The organism is Acinetobacter sp. 1566109 (assembly GCF_000582255.1).
Lineage (GTDB): Bacteria > Pseudomonadota > Gammaproteobacteria > Pseudomonadales > Moraxellaceae > Acinetobacter > Acinetobacter nosocomialis.
In genome coordinates this window covers 1-22,022 of the sequence record NZ_JEYB01000039.1, presented here as the reverse complement: position 1 = coordinate 22,022, position 22,022 = coordinate 1, and the positions used below count along the sequence as shown (strand labels likewise).

General features: G+C 36.9%; 17 protein-coding genes. 4 read left to right on the top strand and 13 right to left on the bottom strand.

Annotation, left to right across the window (positions count from 1 at the left end; genetic code table 11):
• The first annotated feature begins 370 nt into the window (after window positions 1-370).
• Window positions 371-1,819 (top strand): Eco57I restriction-modification methylase domain-containing protein, encoded by a 1,449-nt coding sequence (locus J582_RS18780; protein WP_031982248.1) that lies wholly within the window; start codon window positions 371-373, stop codon window positions 1,817-1,819.
• Here the strand turns inward: J582_RS18780 and J582_RS18775 are convergent.
• From J582_RS18775 to J582_RS18755, 5 genes are all read right to left on the bottom strand, one after another.
• Complete coding sequence (locus J582_RS18775; protein ID WP_133056942.1) at window positions 1,789-2,667, bottom strand: MAE_28990/MAE_18760 family HEPN-like nuclease; 879 nt, start codon at window positions 2,665-2,667, stop codon at window positions 1,789-1,791. The genes J582_RS18780 and J582_RS18775 overlap by 31 nt on opposite strands.
• Window positions 2,660-3,835: a DUF262 domain-containing protein gene (locus J582_RS18770; RefSeq protein WP_032048384.1), complete on the bottom strand. Its 1,176-nt coding sequence runs from the start codon at window positions 3,833-3,835 to the stop codon at window positions 2,660-2,662. The genes J582_RS18775 and J582_RS18770 overlap by 8 nt, the downstream gene beginning before the upstream one ends.
• Window positions 3,836-4,220: 385 nt before the next feature.
• Window positions 4,221-4,805: a single-stranded DNA-binding protein gene (gene ssb / locus J582_RS18765; protein WP_002053972.1), complete on the bottom strand. Its 585-nt coding sequence runs from the start codon at window positions 4,803-4,805 to the stop codon at window positions 4,221-4,223.
• A gap of 51 nt (window positions 4,806-4,856) precedes the next feature.
• Window positions 4,857-6,221: an MFS transporter gene (locus J582_RS18760; protein ID WP_031982251.1), complete on the bottom strand. Its 1,365-nt coding sequence runs from the start codon at window positions 6,219-6,221 to the stop codon at window positions 4,857-4,859.
• A 146-nt stretch (window positions 6,222-6,367) separates the two neighbouring features.
• The gene (locus J582_RS18755) at window positions 6,368-7,450 is read right to left on the bottom strand and encodes a DUF475 domain-containing protein (RefSeq protein ID WP_002054048.1); all 1,083 of its coding nucleotides are present in this window, start codon (window positions 7,448-7,450) and stop codon (window positions 6,368-6,370) included.
• 263 nt (window positions 7,451-7,713) lie between these two features.
• Between J582_RS18755 and tenA the strand changes: the two genes are divergently transcribed.
• Entirely contained in the window at window positions 7,714-8,388 is a 675-nt protein-coding gene (gene tenA, locus J582_RS18750) for a thiaminase II (RefSeq protein ID WP_000899420.1), read from the top strand.
• A gap of 50 nt (window positions 8,389-8,438) precedes the next feature.
• On the opposite strand, the gene J582_RS18745 is transcribed toward tenA, so the two are convergent.
• From J582_RS18745 to J582_RS18730, 4 genes are all read right to left on the bottom strand, one after another.
• Window positions 8,439-8,780, bottom strand: coding sequence for a GlpM family protein (locus J582_RS18745; RefSeq protein ID WP_002053924.1), 342 nt, complete (start codon window positions 8,778-8,780; stop codon window positions 8,439-8,441).
• A 52-nt stretch (window positions 8,781-8,832) separates the two neighbouring features.
• Window positions 8,833-9,186 (bottom strand): DUF1304 domain-containing protein, encoded by a 354-nt coding sequence (locus tag J582_RS18740; RefSeq protein WP_000580161.1) that lies wholly within the window; start codon window positions 9,184-9,186, stop codon window positions 8,833-8,835.
• A gap of 66 nt (window positions 9,187-9,252) precedes the next feature.
• Window positions 9,253-10,230: a zinc-binding dehydrogenase gene (locus J582_RS18735; RefSeq protein ID WP_031982253.1), complete on the bottom strand. Its 978-nt coding sequence runs from the start codon at window positions 10,228-10,230 to the stop codon at window positions 9,253-9,255.
• A 3-nt stretch (window positions 10,231-10,233) separates the two neighbouring features.
• Window positions 10,234-10,836, bottom strand: a complete 603-nt coding sequence (locus tag J582_RS18730; protein ID WP_031982254.1) for a TetR/AcrR family transcriptional regulator — start codon at window positions 10,834-10,836, stop codon at window positions 10,234-10,236.
• A 294-nt stretch (window positions 10,837-11,130) separates the two neighbouring features.
• Between J582_RS18730 and uvrA the strand changes: the two genes are divergently transcribed.
• Entirely contained in the window at window positions 11,131-13,965 is a 2,835-nt protein-coding gene (gene uvrA, locus J582_RS18725) for an excinuclease ABC subunit UvrA (RefSeq protein WP_031982255.1), read from the top strand.
• Between the two features lie 32 nt (window positions 13,966-13,997).
• Here the strand turns inward: uvrA and J582_RS18720 are convergent, their stop codons facing one another.
• On the bottom strand, window positions 13,998-15,704 hold the full coding sequence (locus J582_RS18720; protein ID WP_004884876.1) for a GGDEF domain-containing protein: 1,707 nt from the start codon (window positions 15,702-15,704) through the stop codon (window positions 13,998-14,000).
• A gap of 992 nt (window positions 15,705-16,696) precedes the next feature.
• Here J582_RS18720 and omp33-36 point away from each other — a divergent pair.
• On the top strand, window positions 16,697-17,578 hold the full coding sequence (gene omp33-36 / locus J582_RS18715; protein WP_031982258.1) for a porin Omp33-36: 882 nt from the start codon (window positions 16,697-16,699) through the stop codon (window positions 17,576-17,578).
• Between the two features lie 58 nt (window positions 17,579-17,636).
• On the opposite strand, the gene J582_RS18710 is transcribed toward omp33-36, so the two are convergent.
• From J582_RS18710 to actP, 3 genes are all read right to left on the bottom strand, one after another.
• Window positions 17,637-19,604, bottom strand: a complete 1,968-nt coding sequence (locus tag J582_RS18710; protein ID WP_004711521.1) for a BCCT family transporter — start codon at window positions 19,602-19,604, stop codon at window positions 17,637-17,639.
• Window positions 19,605-19,770: 166 nt separating this feature from the next.
• Entirely contained in the window at window positions 19,771-20,463 is a 693-nt protein-coding gene (locus J582_RS18705; protein WP_006580844.1) for an ion channel, read from the bottom strand.
• A 169-nt stretch (window positions 20,464-20,632) separates the two neighbouring features.
• Window positions 20,633-22,022: cation/acetate symporter ActP (gene actP / locus J582_RS18700; protein ID WP_032048383.1), on the bottom strand; the 1,390-nt coding region annotated here is incomplete at its 5' end.

Sequence of the window (22,022 nt, the reverse complement as noted above, 5' to 3'; positions counted from 1 at the left end):
ATGATAAGTTTTATAACTCAAAAAATTTAGAGATATTCTACAAAGACCACGGTGTACTTCGCGAGCTAGTCCCAAAGAGGTACACCTTTATTTTTAAGGGGGGTACCATTCACTTACATAGGACTACTCGACAAATATTAGCGATATCAGCTTGTTTCATATCATCAGGCAAAGTAATTTTGAAGAAGGCCATATGAAATATAAATATTATTTTTTTCATAAACTTATATGGAAATTATCGATATTTGTAAAGTTGCATAGGAAGCTTATGAATTATTTTATGGTCAGGGCTTATGAAACTTTACACTTTTTACGAGCTATCAAATAGAATACTAACTTTCCTCACCCTTAAAACTTATACGTTGTTGATATGGATTTACATTTTGAAGAAGCAAATAATTTTTTAGAGCACTTAGAACTCTTACAAATTATTCATGCATCAAATACTTCAAATGAGTTCAAAAAAAATATTGGTCAATTTTTTACATCTAAAGAGATAGCTAGCTTCATGTCTTCCTTGATCTCAGTAGAGGGAGATATTTATAAGTTATTGGATTCATGTGCTGGGCTGGGAATGTTATCTATCAGTACAATTCTTTTTTTAGTTAGTAAGGGCGTGAAAAAAATACATTTAGATGCTTATGAAATTGATTTAGATACAGCAAAAAAATTACAAGATAATTTAGAAAACCTAAAAAAGTTACTAAATATAGATCTTAGCTTCAAAGTTTTTATTGAAGATTTTCTATTGAAAGAAACGAATGAAGAATATGATATTACGGTAATTAATCCACCCTACTTCAAGCTTTCTAAAGATAGTAAATACCGAACAAATAAGAATGGACTTATAAAAAAGAGTCCTAATATTTATGCATCATTTATATTAAAATCAATAAATCAACTCAAAAAAAATGGACAATTAATTTTTATTACACCTCGCAGTTTTACAAATGGTTCAAATTTTGAAGAGTTTAGAAATAAATTAATTAATGACAACTGTATAGAATACATACATTTATTTAATTCAAGGATTGCCATCTTTAAAAATGATAAAATTCAACAAGAAAATGTAATTTTTAAAATTAAAAGATCAAGTATTCAACTTGAAATTACTATTAGTAATTCAGATTGTATTGAACAATTGACATCAGAAAATTTGAATATTCAAAAATATCCTTCAAGTATTATTTTAAATCAATCTCGAAAAAATATTATTGCTATCCCTAGAAATAAAAAATCTATGGATCTATATCTTCAGCTTTTAAATTTTACAGAAACATTTAATCAACAAGGATACAAGGTTTCAACTGGAAAAATTGTACAATTTAGGAATAAAAATATTATTGATGATTGGCAACCCAATTCGATTATAGTTTATAATTCACATCATATTAGCCCTAACAATTTTAATTTATTAGAATATAAAAACTCTAAAAAGAATAAATTCTTTTTAATGAGGGGAGAATACCAAAAATGGTTAATTAAAAATCAAAATTATATATTTTTAAGAAGAATAAGTGTAAAAGAAAGCCGCCATAGAATTGCTCTAGGCATATACTTTTCTGAAAAATCTAATGAATTTTTAGCCGTAGAAAATCATCTTAACTATATTTATCATACCAGTAGAAAAATAAGTAAATTAGAAATCTTAGGTTTAGCGATATTTTTAAAATCTGAATTAATCGATAATTATTTTTCAGTAATCTCAGGTCTTACACAAATTAATGCTTCTGATATTAGAGATATACCTATTCCATCTAAAGAATATCTTGAAAGCCTTGGGATTAACTATACATCACATTCTGCACTCTCTAACTGACTAATATATGAGCTTATTTTTTGATTTAAACTTGCTGATAAATTTAAGTCAACATCTAAGATATGTTGTTCTGCCTCAATACTTTTCTCTTGAAGAAAATATTCTTTTTCTGCAAAAGTTAGGATGGTATCTACAAAATTATCCATTAACAGAAAAATTAAATCTTTCAAAACATCAAACTTGTGTAAATCTATAAGTGTTTGAGGATCATTCTTGTTCCCGTGTGCGATATGATTTCGAGAATCGATAAGAGTTTTATCTAGGATCTGCACAAGAATATTAGGATTTAAATTTCCACTATTGATAAAAGATTTTTGTGGTGGAAGCTCAAAACATGGATAAAATTTTATTCCTAGGCAGTCAAATATATTCTTATAAATACTTGAACTTAAATTACTATTAGTATCAATAATAGAGGAATCTCGCTCTTTATTCATATCAATATTTAAGAAAAATTTATTTTCCATTTTTTCAGCATAATCTTTAACTATTCTATTAAACAATTCCATAGATAAAGAATTTTTTTGACTTTGCTTTATTTGATCTGATGCTGAAAAAAAATGCCCTTTAATAACAAGAACATGAAAGTTTTCTGTTAATCTTTTAGAAGGAATTTCTTTATTTACAATATATTTTAAATACTGTTTAGCAGTCCTTTTTATAAATCCCTCCCAATGACTATAAATAAGTAATATCAAAGACTTTCTAACAGCCTTTTCAACTTGTTCCGTAATCAAACGATCAGTCGAAGGATATTTTATTTCTGTATTGAAGTCTTGAATTTCTGCTTTTCTCCAGCTCAAATCCCTATAAATTTCATTTTCGAATTCTTCAAAATTACTACACATTTTTAAAATACTCTCGAGAAAAGTCATTTAAAATTTTGAAGCGTTCTAAAGCTTTTCTTCCACGTTTAGATCCATTTTTAAAACAATCTTGATTCTCTATTTCTTTATAAATTTCTAAAAATTTATTTTTATTTTCAATAATATTATCTATATTGCTTGCCACTCCAACCAATAAAGCTTCATACTTACTTAAATTAAACGCCCCAACTTCTTTCTTTTTAAATATATTTTCATTTACTTCTTCTTTTAGGAATTTTAATGTTTTATCTAAAATATTAAGTTCCATTTCTAAATTAAACTCACTATTAATTAACAAAATAGTTTCATCATCAATAAACTCTTTCATCAACGTTGTTGTATATGGATACTTAGACATATCATAAATATTACCTTTCGCAATTAAATATCTTAAAAGTAGTTCAAGATGATAATCTGTTTCTATTTTTCCTTTTTTAATCTTTAATAACTCTTTAAATGTAGATGTTTCAACGAATTCTTTTAATCTATTATAAAAGTTTTCACTTTTCATAATAATTATACAATTCCTCTTTTCTTGATCAGAAAGAGAACTGCCTCCAGTATTCAAACGTTGGAACATTTCAAATTTTGTTTCTTCATACTTAACCGTTGATATTGATACAACGTCTAAGTAATGGCGTTTAATTAGTCGTTGAATATCAACACCCAATTCGCCCCAACTTAAACCATTTAAATTATCTAGTTTTTTTAAACCTGTTAGTTTAAATCCTTTCTTCTTTTCTATTTCACTTTCTTCTAATTCTGTATCAGTTTCAACTTCAACGTCCTCATCATCTTCATCTATATCATCATTATTATTATCTGCGAGTTCAGCTTCTAAATTATCAGTAAATTGTAAGATAGTAGATAAACGTTGTACACCATCGATAACAGTCCATATTGATTGTATATCAACAGACACAAATATTGGAGGTAAAGGTATACCTAAAATAATAGATTCTATTAATCTAGATTTTTGAATTAAAGACCATCTAAATACTCGTTGAAAATTTGGATTCAGAATTAGTTCATTATTTTTATAAATAGAAATAACCTCCCCAATTGAAAGCCTTACATTATCGGGCTTAATCTCTTCTCTTGCTTTTTGAATTGTATTTAGTATTTCTTTTTGCTGTTCATCAGTAAGCATGTTTAAACTCAAATAATTTTTTATTTAATCCTTTGAATGATAACACAACTTTCTTAACTTTCAATATATCAATATATCAATATATTACCTCCATAATCGCTAGTAGCTTTCTATTTGGAGAAGCTGAAATAAAATATAGTACTCTAGAAATACCTTGCTCATAATCTATAATAATACTTTCAGATTCATATAAATCATTTTTAGCACAGCAACTTAACAAATTAAATAATATATGCTCTTTTAACTTAACATTTTCTACAGTTAAAAAAATAGCCTCTCTTATTTACAAAATAAAAGAAGCTATTTTCAAACATAAGTTTTTGATTTAAATTTAATTAAAAACAAAAAATCAAAAACAACTTAACAAGTTCTTTCTATATATGATCTAGAACGGTAAATCGTCATCTAAATCAGCTGGTGCAGACGCTGGTTGCTGTGGTGCTTTAGGAGCGAAACCGCCACCTTGTGGGCTATTGCCACCATTACCGAAACCACCTTGGCCACCATAACCACCGCCATTGTTTTGACCGTAGCCGCCACCTTGGTTGTTATTTTGATAACCGCCACCTTGTTGAGGTGCATTAAAACGTGGTTGATTAAAATCATTACCGCCAGCGAAACCTTGTTCACCTTGTTGACGAGCATCTAACATTTGCATCTGGTCGCCACGGATTTCTGTAGTGTAACGTTCCTGACCATTTTGGTCTGTCCACTGACGCGTACGTAATGAACCTTCGATATAAACCTTAGAACCTTTACGTAAAAACTGCTGAGCAATTTCCCCTAAACGGTTATGCAAAACAATACGGTGCCATTCTGTTTGTTCTTTACGTTCACCTGACGTTTTATCGGTCCAAACTTCACTTGTCGCGATTGAAAACTGGGTTAACGAGCCCCCATTTGGAAAAGTTTTTGTTTCAGGATCACGACCCAAAGTACCAACCAAAATAACCTTATTTACACCACGCATTAGCTGTCTTCATCCTATTCATTTCTATGTTTTACTTTATAAGAGTTATGCTTAAATGGCTACCTCTTTACCAAACAACTGCGTTAAATCACGTCGTGCAGCATCATCAAGAGACTGTTTATCGACTTTAATATAAGCAACTTGCTGGTCAGGCATCACCACAACTTCTTCAATACCACGAATTGCCAATAGCTGTGTGGTCCACTCATTCACCTGTTGCACTTGCGGCAATGGCAACACAATCGATGACAAATACCGCGGCTGAGCTAAACCAAAACTAATTAGCAGCCATATTATAGCAATCCCTGCTAAGACACTCCATCCAATCGCAGTATTATGTAACATCAATAATTGACCACCTAGCGTGCCACCAAAAAAAGCACCTAAGAACTGGCTACTGGCATTTACACCCATGGCAGTAGCTTTTGACTGGATTGGAGCTGACTTTGACAACCAAGAAGGCAATAAAGCTTCCATTACATTAAAGGCAATAAAGAAAATACCTAAGCCTGCGAGCAAGACATATTTAGACTGATAACCAAATATGAGAAGCAGCAACCCCACAATAATGCCTGTAATTGCCGTTAAGAAAATGCCTCGCATTTTGCGATATTTTTCAGCGATGATAATGCTTGGAAATGCAAAAAATAAACTAATCACCAACAGTGGCAAATACACCAAGCCGTGGCTCGCCAGAGGAATATGCGCAAACTCGATAAGCTGTGAAGGCACATAAATAAACATAGCTGTCAGCAATAAATGCAATGCAAAAACCGAAACGTGTAAACGGTTTAAATCACCCATTTGAATGACTTGCTTAAGCTGCGCCATATAGCCTTGCTGATAGTTACGATGATGGCGGGTCACTTTAGGCACAAGCAATAGCATCGCAATCGCAATCAAACCCATAATGGTCGTGACAAAAAACAGGCCAGAAATACCAACAATGCTGGTGAGCCAAGGCCCAAGACTAAAAGCGACTACAAAAGATAAGCCAATACTCATGCCCATGGCAGCCATGGCTTTAGTTCGCTGTTCTTCACGTGTGACATCGGCCAAAAGTGCCATCACGACTGCTGAAACTGCACCCGCACCTGCTATGGCACGGCCAATAATCACGCCATAAATCGTGTCAGATAAACCCGCAATTGCACCACCAATCGCAAACAGTAACAGGCCAAATACCACAAGCGGTTTACGACTAAAACGGTCAGCCAGTAAGCTAAATGGAATTTGTAAAATAGCCTGACTTAAGCCATATACACCCACAGCCAAACCAATGAGTGCCGGAGTCGCATATTGATATGACTGCCCGACTACAGAAAAAACCGGAATAATCATGAACAAACCCAACATGCGTAGCGCAAAAATACTACTTAAAGCAAAAGTTGAGCGGCGTTCCAAAGCATTCATCATATCAATACACGTTATCAAACTAGGCAAATTATAAGCCGATTCGTTTCTAAAAATACGGGAGAGATGATTTAAAATAACGATTTCGGCTGAAAAAAATAAAGAGGCATTTAGCCTCTTTATTCTATCGAACTTTACTGAAAATTAGCTTAAGACGACTCTTGTTCGCGTTTCGCATATTGGATAGATGCAATCACTGCCCATGCAATAAATGCAACACCAATGAGGCCTGTCACGACTTCCGGTATATGTAAACCTGTACCACTTGCAATCATAATGAAAGCCAAAGCACCAATCGCATAATGGGCACCATGCTCTAAGAACACATAAGCGTCTAATGTGCCCTTTTCAACAAGATAAACCGTCATTGAACGAACGAACATCGCACCAATTGCAAGACCCAACATAATCACGACAACGTCGCTGGTAATTGCAAATGCACCAATTACACCATCAAAACTAAATGATGCATCTAACACTTCAAGGTATAAGAAACCGCCTAAACCGGCTTTAATCACACCAGAAGCAGCACCTGAACCATCTTGCATGACTGCATTACCATCTTCATCAATTTCAGGTTCGCCGCCCAATAAATGACTAAGAACTTGTACACCAATGTAAACCACAATGCCCCAAACGCCAGCCATGGTTACAGCTAAACGCTCATGATCTTCAACATAGCCCGCCATTACAATTAATGCGATGAGTGCAATAAAAACCGACATTGCTGGTACATTGGCTAGGTCAGATAATTTAACTTCAAGCCATCTGAACCAATGGGTTTCTTTCTCTTCATCAAAGAAGAAGTTTAAGAAAACCAACAATAAGAATGTTCCACCAAATGCAGAAATTTCCGCATGGTGAGCCATTAAACGTTCAGAATAGGTTTTTGGATCATTGAGTGCCATTTTAGCAACTTCAATAAAGCCCATGTCGGCAGTCATAGAAACAATCAAGACAGGGAAAATCAATCGCATACCAAAAACGGCTATGAGAATACCGACTGTCAAAAAGATCATTTTCCAAAAATGATCCCATCCACGAAGTACCGATGCATTTACGACAGCATTGTCAAAAGATAATGAAACCTCCATTACAGCTAAAATTGCAGTAATAGTTAAAGCTTTAAACATGGTCGACACGCCAGCTTCAGGTCCATGGGTAAAACCCCAGTAAGCGGCGAGTGCTAAACACACCACCGTAAAAAATATCGAAAATCGGAAATGCTTCATGGATCAGACCTATACCAAGAACTAAATTTAATCTTTATTAAAAACCGCGGCTATTATATCGATAATTAACCACAAAACGATGTTGTTTTATGCCGTTATTACCTTTACTTTATCTTCATGTTTAATAAAGAAATTTATAATATTTAATTAACTTGTTAATCGTATTAAATATTTTCTTGCGATATATCTATCATTATTATTTTTGTATTTTAAAATTGATTTAAAATCGAGGTTAGCTGTCTAATTTTAAATGGAATGATTTTATGCTTTTTTCTCAAGAACTCTGGCAACGTAATTTAAATTTATATCAAAAAATTCTCGACCTGCCTTTTAATCAGGAACTTGCTAACGGTACTTTAGATAAAGAAGCTTTTTGTCATTATGTCATTCAAGATGCTCAATACTTAGTGGCCTATGGTCGCGTACTGGCTGTTGCAGCAGCAAAAGCCTTTGATGCTGACGATATTATGCAGTTTTCAGATGCAGCTAAAATTGCAATTGTGGTTGAGCGCAGTTTGCATGATGACTTTATGAAAAATTTTGGTGTCACCAAAGAAGAATTTCAAAATACACCACTGACCTTGGCAGGCCATCATTACACTTCATTTTTGACAGCAACTGCTTGGTCTGAAAGCTACCCTGTTGTACTTGCTGCACTTTTACCTTGCTTCTGGATTTATGCCGAAGTCGGTAAAGATATTGTAAGCAAATCAATTCCTAACAACCCTTACCAAGCATGGATTGATACCTACGCAGGTGAAGAATTCCATACCGCCGTTCGCAATGTGATTGCCACTGTAGACAAAGTTGCTGCACGTTGTGATGCAGATACTTTAGAGAAAATGCATGCAGCTTATACCATGGGTGCAAAACTTGAATGGTTATTTTGGGATAGCGCCTACCATCAAAGACAATGGTTAGGTTTAGATCAGATCTAAATCAAGCTGAGGCTCTGACCATTTACTTCGTTAAATGGTCAGTCTTTCATTTAACTTTGAAACAACTGCCAACCATAAATTAAACCTGCCGCAGCGACCACCCAACAAAGCGTTGCCAAGCCCAGACACGACCACATCGACACGCGTGTTGCCAGCATGTAAACCGCAACTAAATAAATGGCATAAGGAATAAGTGACCATAGACCAAACAGAGCCGTTTTTTGTAACGCTTCGGCTCCTTTTTGCTGAAAAACAATCACATGAGCAATTAAAGCAAAGGTAGGAAAAAGCGGGACTAAACCTGCAATATAAAATGCCTTACTTTTCGATAAAATCGAAATAATAAGGACAACCCCAGCCCCCAACATACACTTTAAAAATAACGCCCACATGCGCTGATCCTATTTGGTCATTTCCATTTCAAAACGCTGTATTTTGCGCTTTTTAAAGAAAATTAACAGCGGCTAATGCAATCAATGCAGGAACTGCCTGAATATAAATAATCTTTTTACTTGCAGTCAGCCCACCATAAATACCCGCAATCAGTACACAGCCTAAAAAGAAGTTAGCAATTGATGTGGCAAATGGCGCATCAGCCAATAAAGACCAGAATAAACCTGCTGCTAAAAAGCCATTATAAAGACCTTGGTTCTGTGCCATGACTTTGGTGAGTTTTGCTTTTTCGGCATTATTTCCAAAGGCTTTCATGCCATAAGGTTTGTCCCACAAAAACATCTCTAACACTAAAATATAGACATGTAATATTGCGATAAGCGCAATGAATATTTGTCCGATCATACGTTTTTCCTTTTTATTTTAAAGATATGAAAAAAGATCAGTCTCTCGACTGATCTTTTTTATGTTTTACGGCTTTAGCAATACCTTGCCTTGACGAGCACCCTGCGTTGCTTTTTGAGCAGCAGTTTTAATCTCATCAAAACTAAATACACCCTCTACAGGCAAGATTAATTTTTTCTGAGTCGCTAATGTTAGCAGCTCAACGATCAGTTCCTTTTTACGTTCTGCAGGCATTTCTTTATTGACCACACTCGCCCAGAAACCTTTTACTGTCGCTTGTTTAAAAATCAAATCGCCCGATGAAATCTGCATGGTTTCGCCAGTCATACTACCAAACGAAACGAGTAGGCTATTTTCACTAAGTAGATTTAGCATTTCACCACTTGCGCTACCACCAATCGAGTCCACACCAGCAATAAGAGGTTGATCACCATGAATCTGTTTAACTTGCTCTTTCCAATTCGGCTGATCAGTCGCAACCACATGTTGGATGCCTAATGCTTGCATCTCGGCAATTGCATCAGTACGACGAACCAGATTAATCACAGGTAAACCACGTGCCTGTGCAATCATCGCAACCGTTTTACCTACTGCACCATTTGCCGTGTTTTGGATTAACCATTGACCCGGTTGAACGTTAACAAAGTCTAAAAGCATGAGAGCACTAATTGGCATACCAATCAGTTGCGCTGCTGTTTCATCATCAATTTCATTATTTAAAGGAATAAGGCCTTGAGCTGGTGCAATAAAGTATTCAGCCCAACTTCCATGCACAGCTGCCACAGCAATACGCTGGCCTACCTGTACATGAGTAACGCCTTCACCCAAGGCATCTACAATACCAACACCTTCACTACCACCAATCGCAGGTAGAGTTGGCTTATAGCCATAGCTTCCGCGTACTGTCCATACATCATGATTATGGATAGGAGACATAATGGTTTTAATACGCACTTCGCCTGCTTTCGGCTTTGGCTTTGGCATATCCGCCTGCTCTAAAACGTCTACAGGTTCGCCAAAATTACGATGGATAATACTTCGCATGCTTTATTCCTCTATCGGTTTTAAGAGTTGTTGGGTGGTTTCTAAGGCTACGTATAAATGCGCTTTGTCTTGCGACAGTTTTGTGAGTAAAGCAGCACCTAACCATAACTGATACATGACTTGCGCAGTTTTTAAAGGCTCAATATGTTTTGGAATTGAACCTTCTTGTTGACCTTCTTTAATTAGCAAAGCCAAACGTTGCGTTAGTTTGTGTACGCCTTCATTAAGAATCTGGCGCATATCTTCTGATAAGTCCGAAACCTCGGCTGCCAGTTTCACAATTAGACAGTTTTCAGCCCAGCTACCATTTACTGGATCATCAATCCACGCCTGCCATAAGGCCATTAAACGGGCATGGGCGCTTTGCTCACCGTGCTGCCAAAGTTGTTCCATACGAACTTTATAATCAGTCATGTATTGCTCGAGCAACGCACAGCCGAAAGCCTCTTTCGAAGCAAAGTAGTGATAGAACGACCCTTTAGGTACGTCACAAGACTTTAAGATTTCTTGCAAACCAACACCGACGAACCCTTTACGTAGTACTAGCTCAAAGCTGGTATCTAGAATGTGTTGTCGTGTAGTTTCGCTTTTGTTTAATCGTTTCATACATTCATCATAAACAACTATTAGACCAGTCGTCTAGTAAAATTATGTTGCTTGTGAAAATAGGCTAAGAGTAGAAATGTAGAGTGAGGAATGTTAAAAATACAATCTGCTTATTTAAACAAATTTTGTCGATTGTCGTTTAACCGTCACAATTTGTCGCTTTAAATCATTTTGTAGCACTTGAACAATTTTAAATCGTTATCATATAGGGTCTGTTGTTTATAAATAGCCATATCTCCCTGTGACTAATCAAACAACACCTAAATTTTCATCAATACATAATTGAGATGTTTTATGAGCCAAAGTCATATCCGTATTCGAGGCGCACGTACCCATAACTTAAAAAATGTGTCTCTCGATATTCCACGCGACAAATTTGTGGTGATTACGGGGCTATCAGGTTCAGGAAAATCTTCTCTTGCCTTTGATACCTTGTACGCTGAAGGACAACGCCGTTACGTCGAATCACTTTCGGCCTATGCTCGTCAGTTTTTATCGCAAATGGAAAAACCTGAAGTTGACTCGATTGAGGGTTTATCACCAGCGATTGCAATTGAGCAAAAATCTACCAGTCACAACCCACGCTCAACCGTCGGTACCATTACCGAAATTTATGACTATTTACGTTTGCTTTATGCCCGTGTCGGTACGCCTTATTGCCCTGAACACGACTTACCTATGGTTGCACAAACCGTTTCTGAAATGGTCGATGCAGTAAAAACGCTTGAGGAAGGTACAGCACTTATGTTGCTTGCCCCAGTGGTACGTGAGCGTAAAGGTGAGTACAGCAACCTGTTCGAACAACTACAAGGTCAAGGTTTTGTTCGTGCCCGTGTAGATGGCGAAATTATTGATATTGATACGCCACCGGAACTCGACAAAAAGAAAAAACATACCATTGAAGTCGTTGTTGACCGCTTCAAAGTACGTGATGACTTAGGCAACCGTATTGCTGAATCATTTGAGACAGCACTACGTTTAGGTGGTGATATTGCTGTTTTATCGTGGATGAATGGCGAACACCCAGATCGCGTTTTTTCTGCAAAACACTCATGCCCTGAGTGTGATCGCGCAGTTGCTGAACTTGAGCCACGTTTATTTTCATTTAACAACCCGTTTGGTGCCTGTCCTGTTTGTGATGGCTTAGGTACACGTAGCCATTTTAGTTCTGAGAAACTGATTCCAAATCCTGATCTTGCGATTAGCGAAGGTGCTATTCGTGGTTGGGATCGTCAACGTCCTTATTACTATTCAATGCTACAAAAAGTTGCCGACCACTTCGGTTTTCAACTTGATACGCCTTGGAACCAGTTAGATAAAGACACGCAAAAGAAATTTCTACAAGGTACTGGCAAAGAAAAAATCGATTTAAGTTATATCGATGAACGCGGCCGCAAACATACACGCGTACAACCTTTTGAAGGAATTTTGCCACACCTTGAGCGTCGCTACCGTGAAACTGAAAGTAACTATGTACGTGATGATTTAGCTCAATATTTATCTAATGCAGCATGTGATGCATGTGGTGGTTCACGTCTAAATGAAATTTCACGTCATGTTCGTGTAAAAGATAAAACCATTGCAGACATTACCCGCATGTCGATTGGCGATGCAGAAAGCTATTATCAAGATTTAAATCTTGAAGGTGCTAAAGGCGAAATTGCCGATAAAATTTTTAAAGAGATTCGTGAGCGTCTGCACTTCTTAGTGAGTGTTGGTCTGAACTATTTAAGTCTGGCTCGTTCTGCCGAAACACTATCGGGTGGTGAAGCTCAGCGTATCCGTTTAGCCTCGCAAATTGGTGCAGGTTTGATGGGCGTCATGTATGTCCTTGATGAACCATCAATTGGTCTCCATCAACGCGATAATGATCGTTTATTACAAACTCTGATTCGCTTACGTGATTTAGGTAATACGGTATTAGTCGTTGAACACGACGAAGATGCCATTCGTGCGGCTGACCATATTATTGATATTGGTCCAGGTGCGGGTGTGCATGGTGGTGTGATTATTGCTGAAGGTACTTATGATGAATTGGCTAACCATGTTGACTCTCTTACAGGTCAATATCTTTCAGGCAAGCTTAAAATTGAGGTGCCAAAAAAACGTACTCAATCGCCACGTCCAGATGAATTCATCAAACTTTCAGGTGCAGCAGGCCATAACTTAAAAAATGTCGATTTAACCATTCCACTTGGCATTATGACTTGTGTGACGGGCGTTTCAGGTTCGGGTAAATCAACACTGATTAACCGTACGTTACTTCCACTGGCTGCAACACAGCTTAATGGTGCAACGACTTTAACAGCCGAAAAGTTTGACTCAATTGATGGTCTACAACACCTTGATAAAGTCGTTGATATTGACCAAAGCCCGATTGGACGTACACCACGTTCTAACCCTGCAACGTACACAGGGCTATTTACACCAATCCGTGAGTTATTTGCTCAAACTCCAGAGGCGAAAGCCCGTGGTTATAGTGCAGGTCGTTTCTCGTTTAACGTGAAAGGCGGACGCTGTGAAGCATGCGAAGGCGACGGCATGATTAAAGTCGCAATGCACTTCTTACCAGACATGTATGTACCTTGCGATGCTTGTCATGGTAAACGCTATAACCGTGAAACACTTGAAGTCGGTTATAAAGGCAAAAACATTTCTGATGTTTTAGAAATGACGGTTGAAGATGCTGCTGAGTTCTTTAGTGCTATTCCAGTCATTCACCGCCGCTTAGAAACCTTAACTCAGGTTGGCTTAGGCTATATTCGTTTAGGTCAGGCGGCTACTACACTCTCTGGTGGTGAAGCTCAACGTGTAAAACTCGCACGTGAGTTAGCAAAACGTGATACGGGTAAAACGCTTTATATCTTGGATGAACCGACAACAGGTCTGCACTTCCACGATATTGCCAAGCTACTCGATATTTTGCATGAGCTACGTAACAAGGGTAATACCATTGTGGTGATTGAACATAACCTTGACGTTATTAAAACAGCGGACTGGGTTGTGGACTTAGGCCCTGAAGGTGGTTCGGGTGGTGGTATGATCATTGCCGAAGGTACACCTGAACAAGTGGCTGAGGTCGAGATTTCCCATACGGGTCGTTTCTTGAAACCGATGTTGAAACAATAAAACAAAAAGCCGGAAAGTGATTTCCGGCTTTTTTATCCCTCTACAACATTTCGGCCCCGAGCTTTAGCTCTTAAGAGTGAACGATCTGCTTTTTCTAACAGCTCCATCCAGCTTGTCGCTCCAATCGCAAACCCTATACTGACTGATACATGTAATTTTTCATTTGAGCCAGATAAATTAATTTCTTCTAAAGCAATCGCAATACGAATTTTTTCCGCCAATAGACGCGCATCTAAAAACGGCACCTGTTCTAATAAAATTAAAAACTCATCACCACCATAACGCACAATTAGATCAGAAGCGCGTACATTCGCTTTCAATTGATCGGTAATACGCTTAATCACTTGGTCACCAACAATATGACCATATTGATCATTCACATCTTTAAAGCGATCTATATCAATAATCATTAAACAGGTTTGTGAAAACTTTTGAGGATAGCTCTCAACAATTTTTAAATACTCAGATAAAGCTAAACGGTTGGATACACCAGTTAACGGGTCTGTATTTGCAATATTTTTAAGTTGGAATTCAAACGCATCTCGCTGCTTAAGCATTCTTTGCAAACGGTCAATCGCTTCAAACAGTGAAATGAACTCACCTTTTTTAGGGTTCAATTCATCTACCGGATAATCTTTGCTATGAGACAAATCAAGAATTAAGGTACGAGCTTGAATAAGAGGCTCAAATACCCGCCTCTTTGCATAAATTAAGGTAAGTAAAGCAGCTGCTAACGATATGCTAGAAATAAGCAAAGTAAGAAAGAATTTCTTTTTTGCCAAATAGTTTTCTTGAGATGCAATCAAGACACTTTTATTAAGTAGAAAATTTTGTAAATCAATAACTGTTGTAAATTTATCAACGATTTGGTCTGTAAGTTCAGTTCCATTTAAATGGTAAGCCTCATGCTTCTGGCTTTCTTCTAAAAGTTGACCAACAATAGGCACACCTTTATCTAAAAATTCAGTTTTAACTCTTGCGTAAAGGCGATGATATTCAGGAGTCTTGGCTTGCTCAGACTGTAGCGTATCTACAAGTGCCCATAAGTAACGGGCTTGCTGTTGAGTCTGCAAAGAACGCGCCCGATTATCATTAGGAATCGTTTCTTTAAACGTCACTGGCGCAATAACATTAGATGCGGTACGACCGGCCTGATCACGCATGTCAGTTAAAACCACAATCAAAGTAAAATAGTTATTAATTTGGCTATCTTTACTTTTTAGCTGCAACATAAGCTTTTGCAAAATTTCCCGACAACTATCCCAAGCACCAAACATACCCAAAATGGCATTATCAAATTGCAAAGAGGTTCTTGCTTGTTCAGGTGTTGCGGCATAATAGTCGACTACAGCCCGCGCCTGTTTCAAATCATCTTTAAATTTAGTATCTAAAATACGTGCTAAATCGGAATAACCCTCTTCTTCTAAAATACGAATAGTTTCATTAATTTGCTGATCGACAGTAAGCCGATAGTCTAATAACTTCTTCTGATTTTTTAAAAAGTCGGCAGCGTTACTCGACATTAATTTATTTGCTGGCGCACGTTCTTTAGATACTTTATTTGCAACTTCAGCAATCGACTTTAAGCTTTTGATTTCAACCAACGCTTGTTTAGTTTTTAAATATTCTTGATAACTGCTGACAATAAGAGGTACAGCCATAAACAGTAAGGACAGAATAATGACCAACATAAAGAAAAATAGTCGATTACTGATATGTTCTGAACGTAATCCTGACATTTCTAGCTGGTACTCCGTAAATGCCCTACCATCATCACTACTATAAAATGAAGTAATTAACCCGCATCCTAGCACTTTAATGAGCAGAAGTTCAGCAACAAAGTTTGAATAACGCAATATAGGTCTTCATCGTTTGTATTTCATGAAAATCTGATCGAAAGAGCAAATGATGGCTATAGCAAAACTCCATTTTACAGCTGAAGTAAATTTCGCAATTCTATAGTTAGCTTCTTTTTCCTCTTGGATGCCTCTCCCAGCATCCGAAACCCAGCTCTAAGCTGGGTTCTTTTTTATACAAACCAAAAAAAAGAAATTTCATGTAATTTTTTTAATAAATGTTAATGTTTTCTTATAGATAAAAAAAAGCTCAACCTTGGGGAAAGCTGAGCTCGTAAAGTCTGATGTGATAACACATCGTATCTGGGAAAGTACTACCAACTATAAAAATGTTAGATAGTGAACTTTGCAATTGAATTGTGTGACTTATCTCTAATTTTGTAAAGTTGATTAAATTGATCAGAATTAATTTTTTAATCGTTTTTTTGATTTAAAAATGTTTTTTTTTAGCCTTATTCAATTATATAATTATTTTAAATAGATAGATTATTTAGATAAACTTATCAAAATAATGATAACTATTCCTCAAAATATATGAAAATTGAAACAAGAATAATATTCGAACGACTATTTATTAAACGAATCGACAAATTTATGAACGTTAAATCCGATCAATAAAATCATTTTTTCCAATTATAAATGTAATTATTTTGAAACTATTTCAAGCCAAATCCTTATGAATCTTAAGGTTTAGCTTCTTGTTAATGTTCATTTTTTTAGCAGGTTGACATAAGACACTCTGATTGTTTATTTTTTAAACATTTTTAACATAAGTGTCAAATTTCCTTAACATTACGTTTCATCTATTATTGACTTCATAAATTGTTACAATACAATGACCCCAGCTTTATCTCTTGTTAATGCTGGAAATGATTATGAAAAAACTTGGTTTAGCCACTGCTGTATTATTAGCCATGACCGGTGCTCATGCTTATCAATTTGAAGTTCAAGGTCAATCTGAATATGTTGACACAACTGCAAACGATAAAAACTTCACTGGTACTGCTCAAGGTACTTATTACTTCAAAAATGTTGATGCGTCTAAAGGTCCTTTAGCTGAAGCAGCTTTCTTAAACCAAGCATCTAACGTTTCTGTTGCTTATAACTATATCAAATATGATGAGAAAGACACTGTAAACGTTGAATCTCACACTTATGGTGTTAAAGGTGAAGCATACCTTCCAACTCCTTACGTACCAGTTTATGCTAGCGCATCTTACAACCACACTATCAATGATTTTAAAGATGGCGTAAGTGATGACAACGGTGACCGTTATGCATTAGAAGCTGGTGCAATGTTGTTACCTAACTTCTTAGTTGCTGTTGGTTATACAAGTGTTGCTGATCAAATTTCTTTAGATGCATTCGGTGTTAATAAATACGGAATCGCTAAAGCAGTTGGTGAATCAGTTGCTATTGATGAAAAACAAGATGCTGTAACTGCTCGTACTAAATATGTTGGAAACATTGATGGTACTAACATGGCGATTGGTTTTGAAGCATTTGCTTTATTTGCTGAAGATAATGCTTACGGTATGAAAACTGATTTATTCGTAACTCCTAAGTTAAGCGTTGGTGCATCTTTTGCTGATGTATCTGCATTTAATTCTGGTTACGATCATGTTTGGGGTGGTCACACTCAATACTTCATCACTCCTGCTTTAGCAGTTGGTGCTGACTTCGTTAAAGCAAATGCGAAAGATGGCAACCCACGTGACACACAAACTATCGGCTTAAATGCTAAATTCCGTTTCTAATTTAATTTAGAAATTGAATTAAAAAAAAGGACTCAATTGAGTCCTTTTTTTATGGCTATTAACTACGTACGATATTTAAGAAATGTAAATGACGTTCGTACTGATCAATAATATCCTGAATCAAATCTTCCTGCGTCCAGTCCATTACATCGTAGTTCTGCCCACCCTCTCTCAAAAATACTTCGGCTTGGAAATATTGACCATCTTCTGCTTCCGTACGACCAATTAAAAAACTTGGTGGTACTGTTTCACGTGAAACAACTTTATAAATAAAATTAATTTCATGATGATGATCGACTCGAAGCTGCATACCATCTTCAACTTCACTAATTGAAACTTCAAGATGACGACGTCTAAACTCATGCTGAATATTTTCAAAAGCTCGTGAAACCTGCTTTTCAATATATTGCTTCACCTCTTCTTCACTATGAGGATAATGCATGATCAAACCTAATCGTTGTTGCCAACTTCTCGGGTTATGAATAGCACGTGGGGTAATACGAGCTTCCTGAATTGCTTGCATTTTCGTGACATCAAGATGCAAAGCTTTTATTAACCCCCAGCTCATCAAGAGCATGACTACAGTAAACGGCAACGCACTCATAATAATTGAAGACTGCAGTGCAGCAAGACCGCCAACCAAGAGTAAAATAATAGCCAGCACTGCCATCAACACTGTCCAGAACAGACGCTGCCAAGTTGGTGAATTTTCAGTTTTTGCTGTTAAGTAGTCAGTAACGAGTGCTCCCGAGTCCGCAGAAGTCACGAAGAATAAAACCACTAAAATAGTAGCCAGAATATTCATGACACCTGACCATGGCAAGTGCCCTAAAAACTCAAATAGAGCAACTGAGGAGTCTTGCTGGACAGCCTGAATGAGAGTGGTTTGATGTTCATGGATAATGCTAAATAACGCGGCATTTCCTAAAAAGCCCATCCAAATGATGGTAAAGCCTGTCGGAATAAGAAGAACACCTACAATAAACTCTCGAATGGTACGACCACGGGAAACCCTTGCGATAAACATACCCACAAATGGTGACCATGAAATCCACCAAGCCCAATATAAAATGGTCCATCCCCCAATCCATCCATTTGGCTGATAAGCATATAAATTGAATGTCATGGTAAAAAGGTTAGATATATATTGCCCAGTATTTTGAATAGTAGTCTGAAGTAAATAAATACTAGGGCCAGCGATAAAAACAAATACTAATAATATTAAAGCTAAGACTAAGTTTAGCTCTGATAAGCGTTTAACCCCTTTATCTAAACCTAAGAACACAGATAATGAGGCTAAAATACTCACAAAAATAATAAGTAGAACTTGAATATTGGTACTTTGCTCGACACCAAATAAATAATGTAAACCAGAGTTAATTTGGGTGACACCAAATCCGAGAGAAGTCGCTACACCAAATACCGTACCAATGGTCGCAAATATATCGATACTGTCGCCCCACGGCCCATAAATCTTTTTACCAATGAGGGGGTAAAGGGCTGAGCGGGTCTTTAACGGTAAATTATGACGATAAGCAAAATAAGCTAATGCTAAACCGACCACAGCATAAATTGCCCATGCGTGTAAGCCCCAGTGGAAAAAAGTCACACGTAGAGCTTGCTGAGCTGCATCAATTGTCTGCGCATCTCCACTTGGTGGATTTACATAGTGCATGACAGGTTCAGCAACACCGAAGAACATTAAGCCAATACCCATACCGGCAGTAAACAGCATGGCAAACCATGAACCGTTACTATATTCGGGCTGGCTATGGTCAGGGCCTAATTTAATCCGACCTATCGCAGAACAGGCAATATAAATGAGTAAAATAAGAAAGAATGCAACTGATAGAACATAGAACCAGCTAAATGAATCGGTGATCCACTGCTTTAACTGTTGCGTTAAAAGTTCAAAAGAACTCGGAGCGATCACGACAACTGCTAGGAACAAAGCAATAATAATGACCGTACCCAAAAAGACATTGGGATTAACATTTGCGAACCAACTCGTTTGTTTGGAAGGCATAAATCCTCCATGTTATTTTAATGAAAAGTGACAGGCATGAAGCCAATAAAGACATTCAGGAATGAACAAAGTTATATCTTTCAATAGAGAAAGCCGATCATACTGTAAACAAACTTAATTAATATTGCAGTTACAAAGGTGTAAATAAATTAAAACACCTCGTTCTTTATTTATCAGAATTCTTTTTAGGAGCGTGTGAAATATACTGTAAAGCGATCAAACGCGTAACAATTAATGCCAAGTACATAACACCACAAAACATTTGTAACATCGCTAGAACACGTGCTGGTGGACTAAGGGGCATGAGGTCAGACAACCCTGTCGCTGACTGCAAACTAAAGCTTAAAAATAATAAATCTAGCCAAGTTTGTAAGTGATAAACATGGTTTGGATTTTGGAAGCTATTTGGAATTAACAACTGACAAATGTTGTATAAAAAAGCAAATCCCCAAGCAATTAAGGTAAAAACAGCTGCTGCTGCAAACAGCTCATCTCGTGTCAAATATCGGTCAGCAAACATATAACGAAATAACCCATAAGCTGCCGAGAAGTAAGCTAAAGCTTCACAGCTGTGAGCAAAAATCTGGATGGTTAAATTGCTGTAGCCCAATAAAATAAACACTGACGATATAATTGCGCCACTTACAAAGGTAAGTCCTAAAAAGGTAAACATAGGTGTTTGACGAATCACTTTAGCAATAATGAGTAAAGCAAGTACTCCTAATGCCCAAGTTAAGGTTCTATAAACCTCATTATCAAAAGTCAGCATAGCCAGAATAAGTAAAATGAATTGCACAAACAGCAACCATGCAGAAGGCAATAATCGAAAGCTCGCCCAGAACTCGATAATAGATCGCATTTAATTATTTTCCATTTTTTCATTATGTTTTGAATTATAGAAAATCATACTGTACAAAAAATAGGATAAACAAGTTGTTCTTTATTAAGGAGCTTCTTTTCAATAACCTTTAGGAGAAAAACAAAAAAAGCCCCGTAGGGCTTTTTATGACATGTTTAATACATTCTGATTAGTGGTCTGATGCACCAGAAGCACCAATACCTGTCATTGAACGTACATATTGTGCGTCGAAAGCAGCACGTTCTTTTTTCGCACGTGCTGAGTTATCAGTCACTGAGAAGAACCAACAGCAAAGGAACGACAATGGCATCGCAAACAATGCAGGACCATTGAACGGGTTAATTGGTGTATCTGAGATTTTTAAAGTATCAACCCATACCGCTTTAGATAAGATGATCAGTACAACAGCTGTTACCAAACCAACCACCCCACCAATCACAGCACCACGTGTGGTTAAACCTTTCCAGAACATTGAAAGAACAAGTACCGGGAAGTTCGCACAACAAGCTACAGAGAACGCTAAACCTACCATGAATGCTACGTTTTGCTTTTCAAACAAAATACCCAAGATCATGGCAAAAACTGCTAAACCAAGCGTCGCGATTTTTGACATACGAAGTTCAGAAGCTGGAGTCGTTTGACCCTTTTTAAATACGTTAGCGTATAAGTCGTGTGAAATTGCAGATGCACCTGAAAGTGTTAAACCAGCAACAACAGCAAGAATCGTTGCGAACGCTACTGCTGAAATGAAGCCCATGAACAAGTCACCGCCTAAAGCGTCGCTTAAATGCACAGCTGCCATGTTGTTACCGCCAACCAGCTCAAGCTTTCCTGTCATTGCCATTTTCGCAACATCAAGGAATTGCGGGTTGTTTGATACAAAAAGGATCGCACCGAAACCAATAATGAAAGTTAAAAGGTAGAAGTAACCAATAAAACCTGTTGCAACGACTACAGATTTACGTGCTTCTTTTGCGTCTTTTACAGTAAAGAAACGCATAAGAATGTGTGGAAGACCCGCTGTACCAAACATGAGTGCTAAACCAAGAGATAAAGCATCAATTGGGTTCGCGGCAAGTTTACCAGGACCCATAATTTTTGCAGCGTCGGCAAGGCTTATGTTATGGACTTTACTGAACACTTCAATAGATTGGGTAAACATATTGCTGAAACTGAAACCAACAGCTTTCATGACCATAAATGCCATAAAGGTTGCACCGCTCAGTAACATGACCGCTTTAATAATTTGTACCCATGTGGTTGCCAACATGCCACCAAAAATTACGTATGCCATCATCAATAGACCAACGATGACTACAGCAATGTTGTAGTTCAAACCAAATAGCAATTTAATCAGCTGACCTGCACCCACCATTTGCGCAATTAAATAAAATGCAACAACTACAAGTGAGCTAAAAGCAGCTAAAGTACGAACTGGTTTTTCTTCAAGACGGAATGACACGACATCGGAAAGGTTATATTTACCGAGGTTACGTAAACGCTCTGCTACCAAGAATAAAACGATTGGCCAACCGACCATGAACCCCAGAGAATAAAGT

What these genes read in the sequence shown, in the direction of transcription:
- J582_RS18780 (WP_031982248.1), top strand. Translation starts at nt 371, where the DNA reads ATGGATTTACATTTTGAAGAAGCAAATAATTTTTTAGAGCACTTAGAA.
- J582_RS18775 (WP_133056942.1), bottom strand. Translation starts at nt 2,667, where the DNA reads ATGTGTAGTAATTTTGAAGAATTCGAAAATGAAATTTATAGGGATTTG.
- J582_RS18770 (WP_032048384.1), bottom strand. Translation starts at nt 3,835, where the DNA reads ATGCTTACTGATGAACAGCAAAAAGAAATACTAAATACAATTCAAAAA.
- ssb (WP_002053972.1), bottom strand. Translation starts at nt 4,805, where the DNA reads ATGCGTGGTGTAAATAAGGTTATTTTGGTTGGTACTTTGGGTCGTGAT.
- J582_RS18760 (WP_031982251.1), bottom strand. Translation starts at nt 6,221, where the DNA reads ATGATGAATGCTTTGGAACGCCGCTCAACTTTTGCTTTAAGTAGTATT.
- J582_RS18755 (WP_002054048.1), bottom strand. Translation starts at nt 7,450, where the DNA reads ATGAAGCATTTCCGATTTTCGATATTTTTTACGGTGGTGTGTTTAGCA.
- tenA (WP_000899420.1), top strand. Translation starts at nt 7,714, where the DNA reads ATGCTTTTTTCTCAAGAACTCTGGCAACGTAATTTAAATTTATATCAA.
- J582_RS18745 (WP_002053924.1), bottom strand. Translation starts at nt 8,780, where the DNA reads ATGTGGGCGTTATTTTTAAAGTGTATGTTGGGGGCTGGGGTTGTCCTT.
- J582_RS18740 (WP_000580161.1), bottom strand. Translation starts at nt 9,186, where the DNA reads ATGATCGGACAAATATTCATTGCGCTTATCGCAATATTACATGTCTAT.
- J582_RS18735 (WP_031982253.1), bottom strand. Translation starts at nt 10,230, where the DNA reads ATGCGAAGTATTATCCATCGTAATTTTGGCGAACCTGTAGACGTTTTA.
- J582_RS18730 (WP_031982254.1), bottom strand. Translation starts at nt 10,836, where the DNA reads ATGAAACGATTAAACAAAAGCGAAACTACACGACAACACATTCTAGAT.
- uvrA (WP_031982255.1), top strand. Translation starts at nt 11,131, where the DNA reads ATGAGCCAAAGTCATATCCGTATTCGAGGCGCACGTACCCATAACTTA.
- J582_RS18720 (WP_004884876.1), bottom strand. Translation starts at nt 15,704, where the DNA reads ATGTCAGGATTACGTTCAGAACATATCAGTAATCGACTATTTTTCTTT.
- omp33-36 (WP_031982258.1), top strand. Translation starts at nt 16,697, where the DNA reads ATGAAAAAACTTGGTTTAGCCACTGCTGTATTATTAGCCATGACCGGT.
- J582_RS18710 (WP_004711521.1), bottom strand. Translation starts at nt 19,604, where the DNA reads ATGCCTTCCAAACAAACGAGTTGGTTCGCAAATGTTAATCCCAATGTC.
- J582_RS18705 (WP_006580844.1), bottom strand. Translation starts at nt 20,463, where the DNA reads ATGCGATCTATTATCGAGTTCTGGGCGAGCTTTCGATTATTGCCTTCT.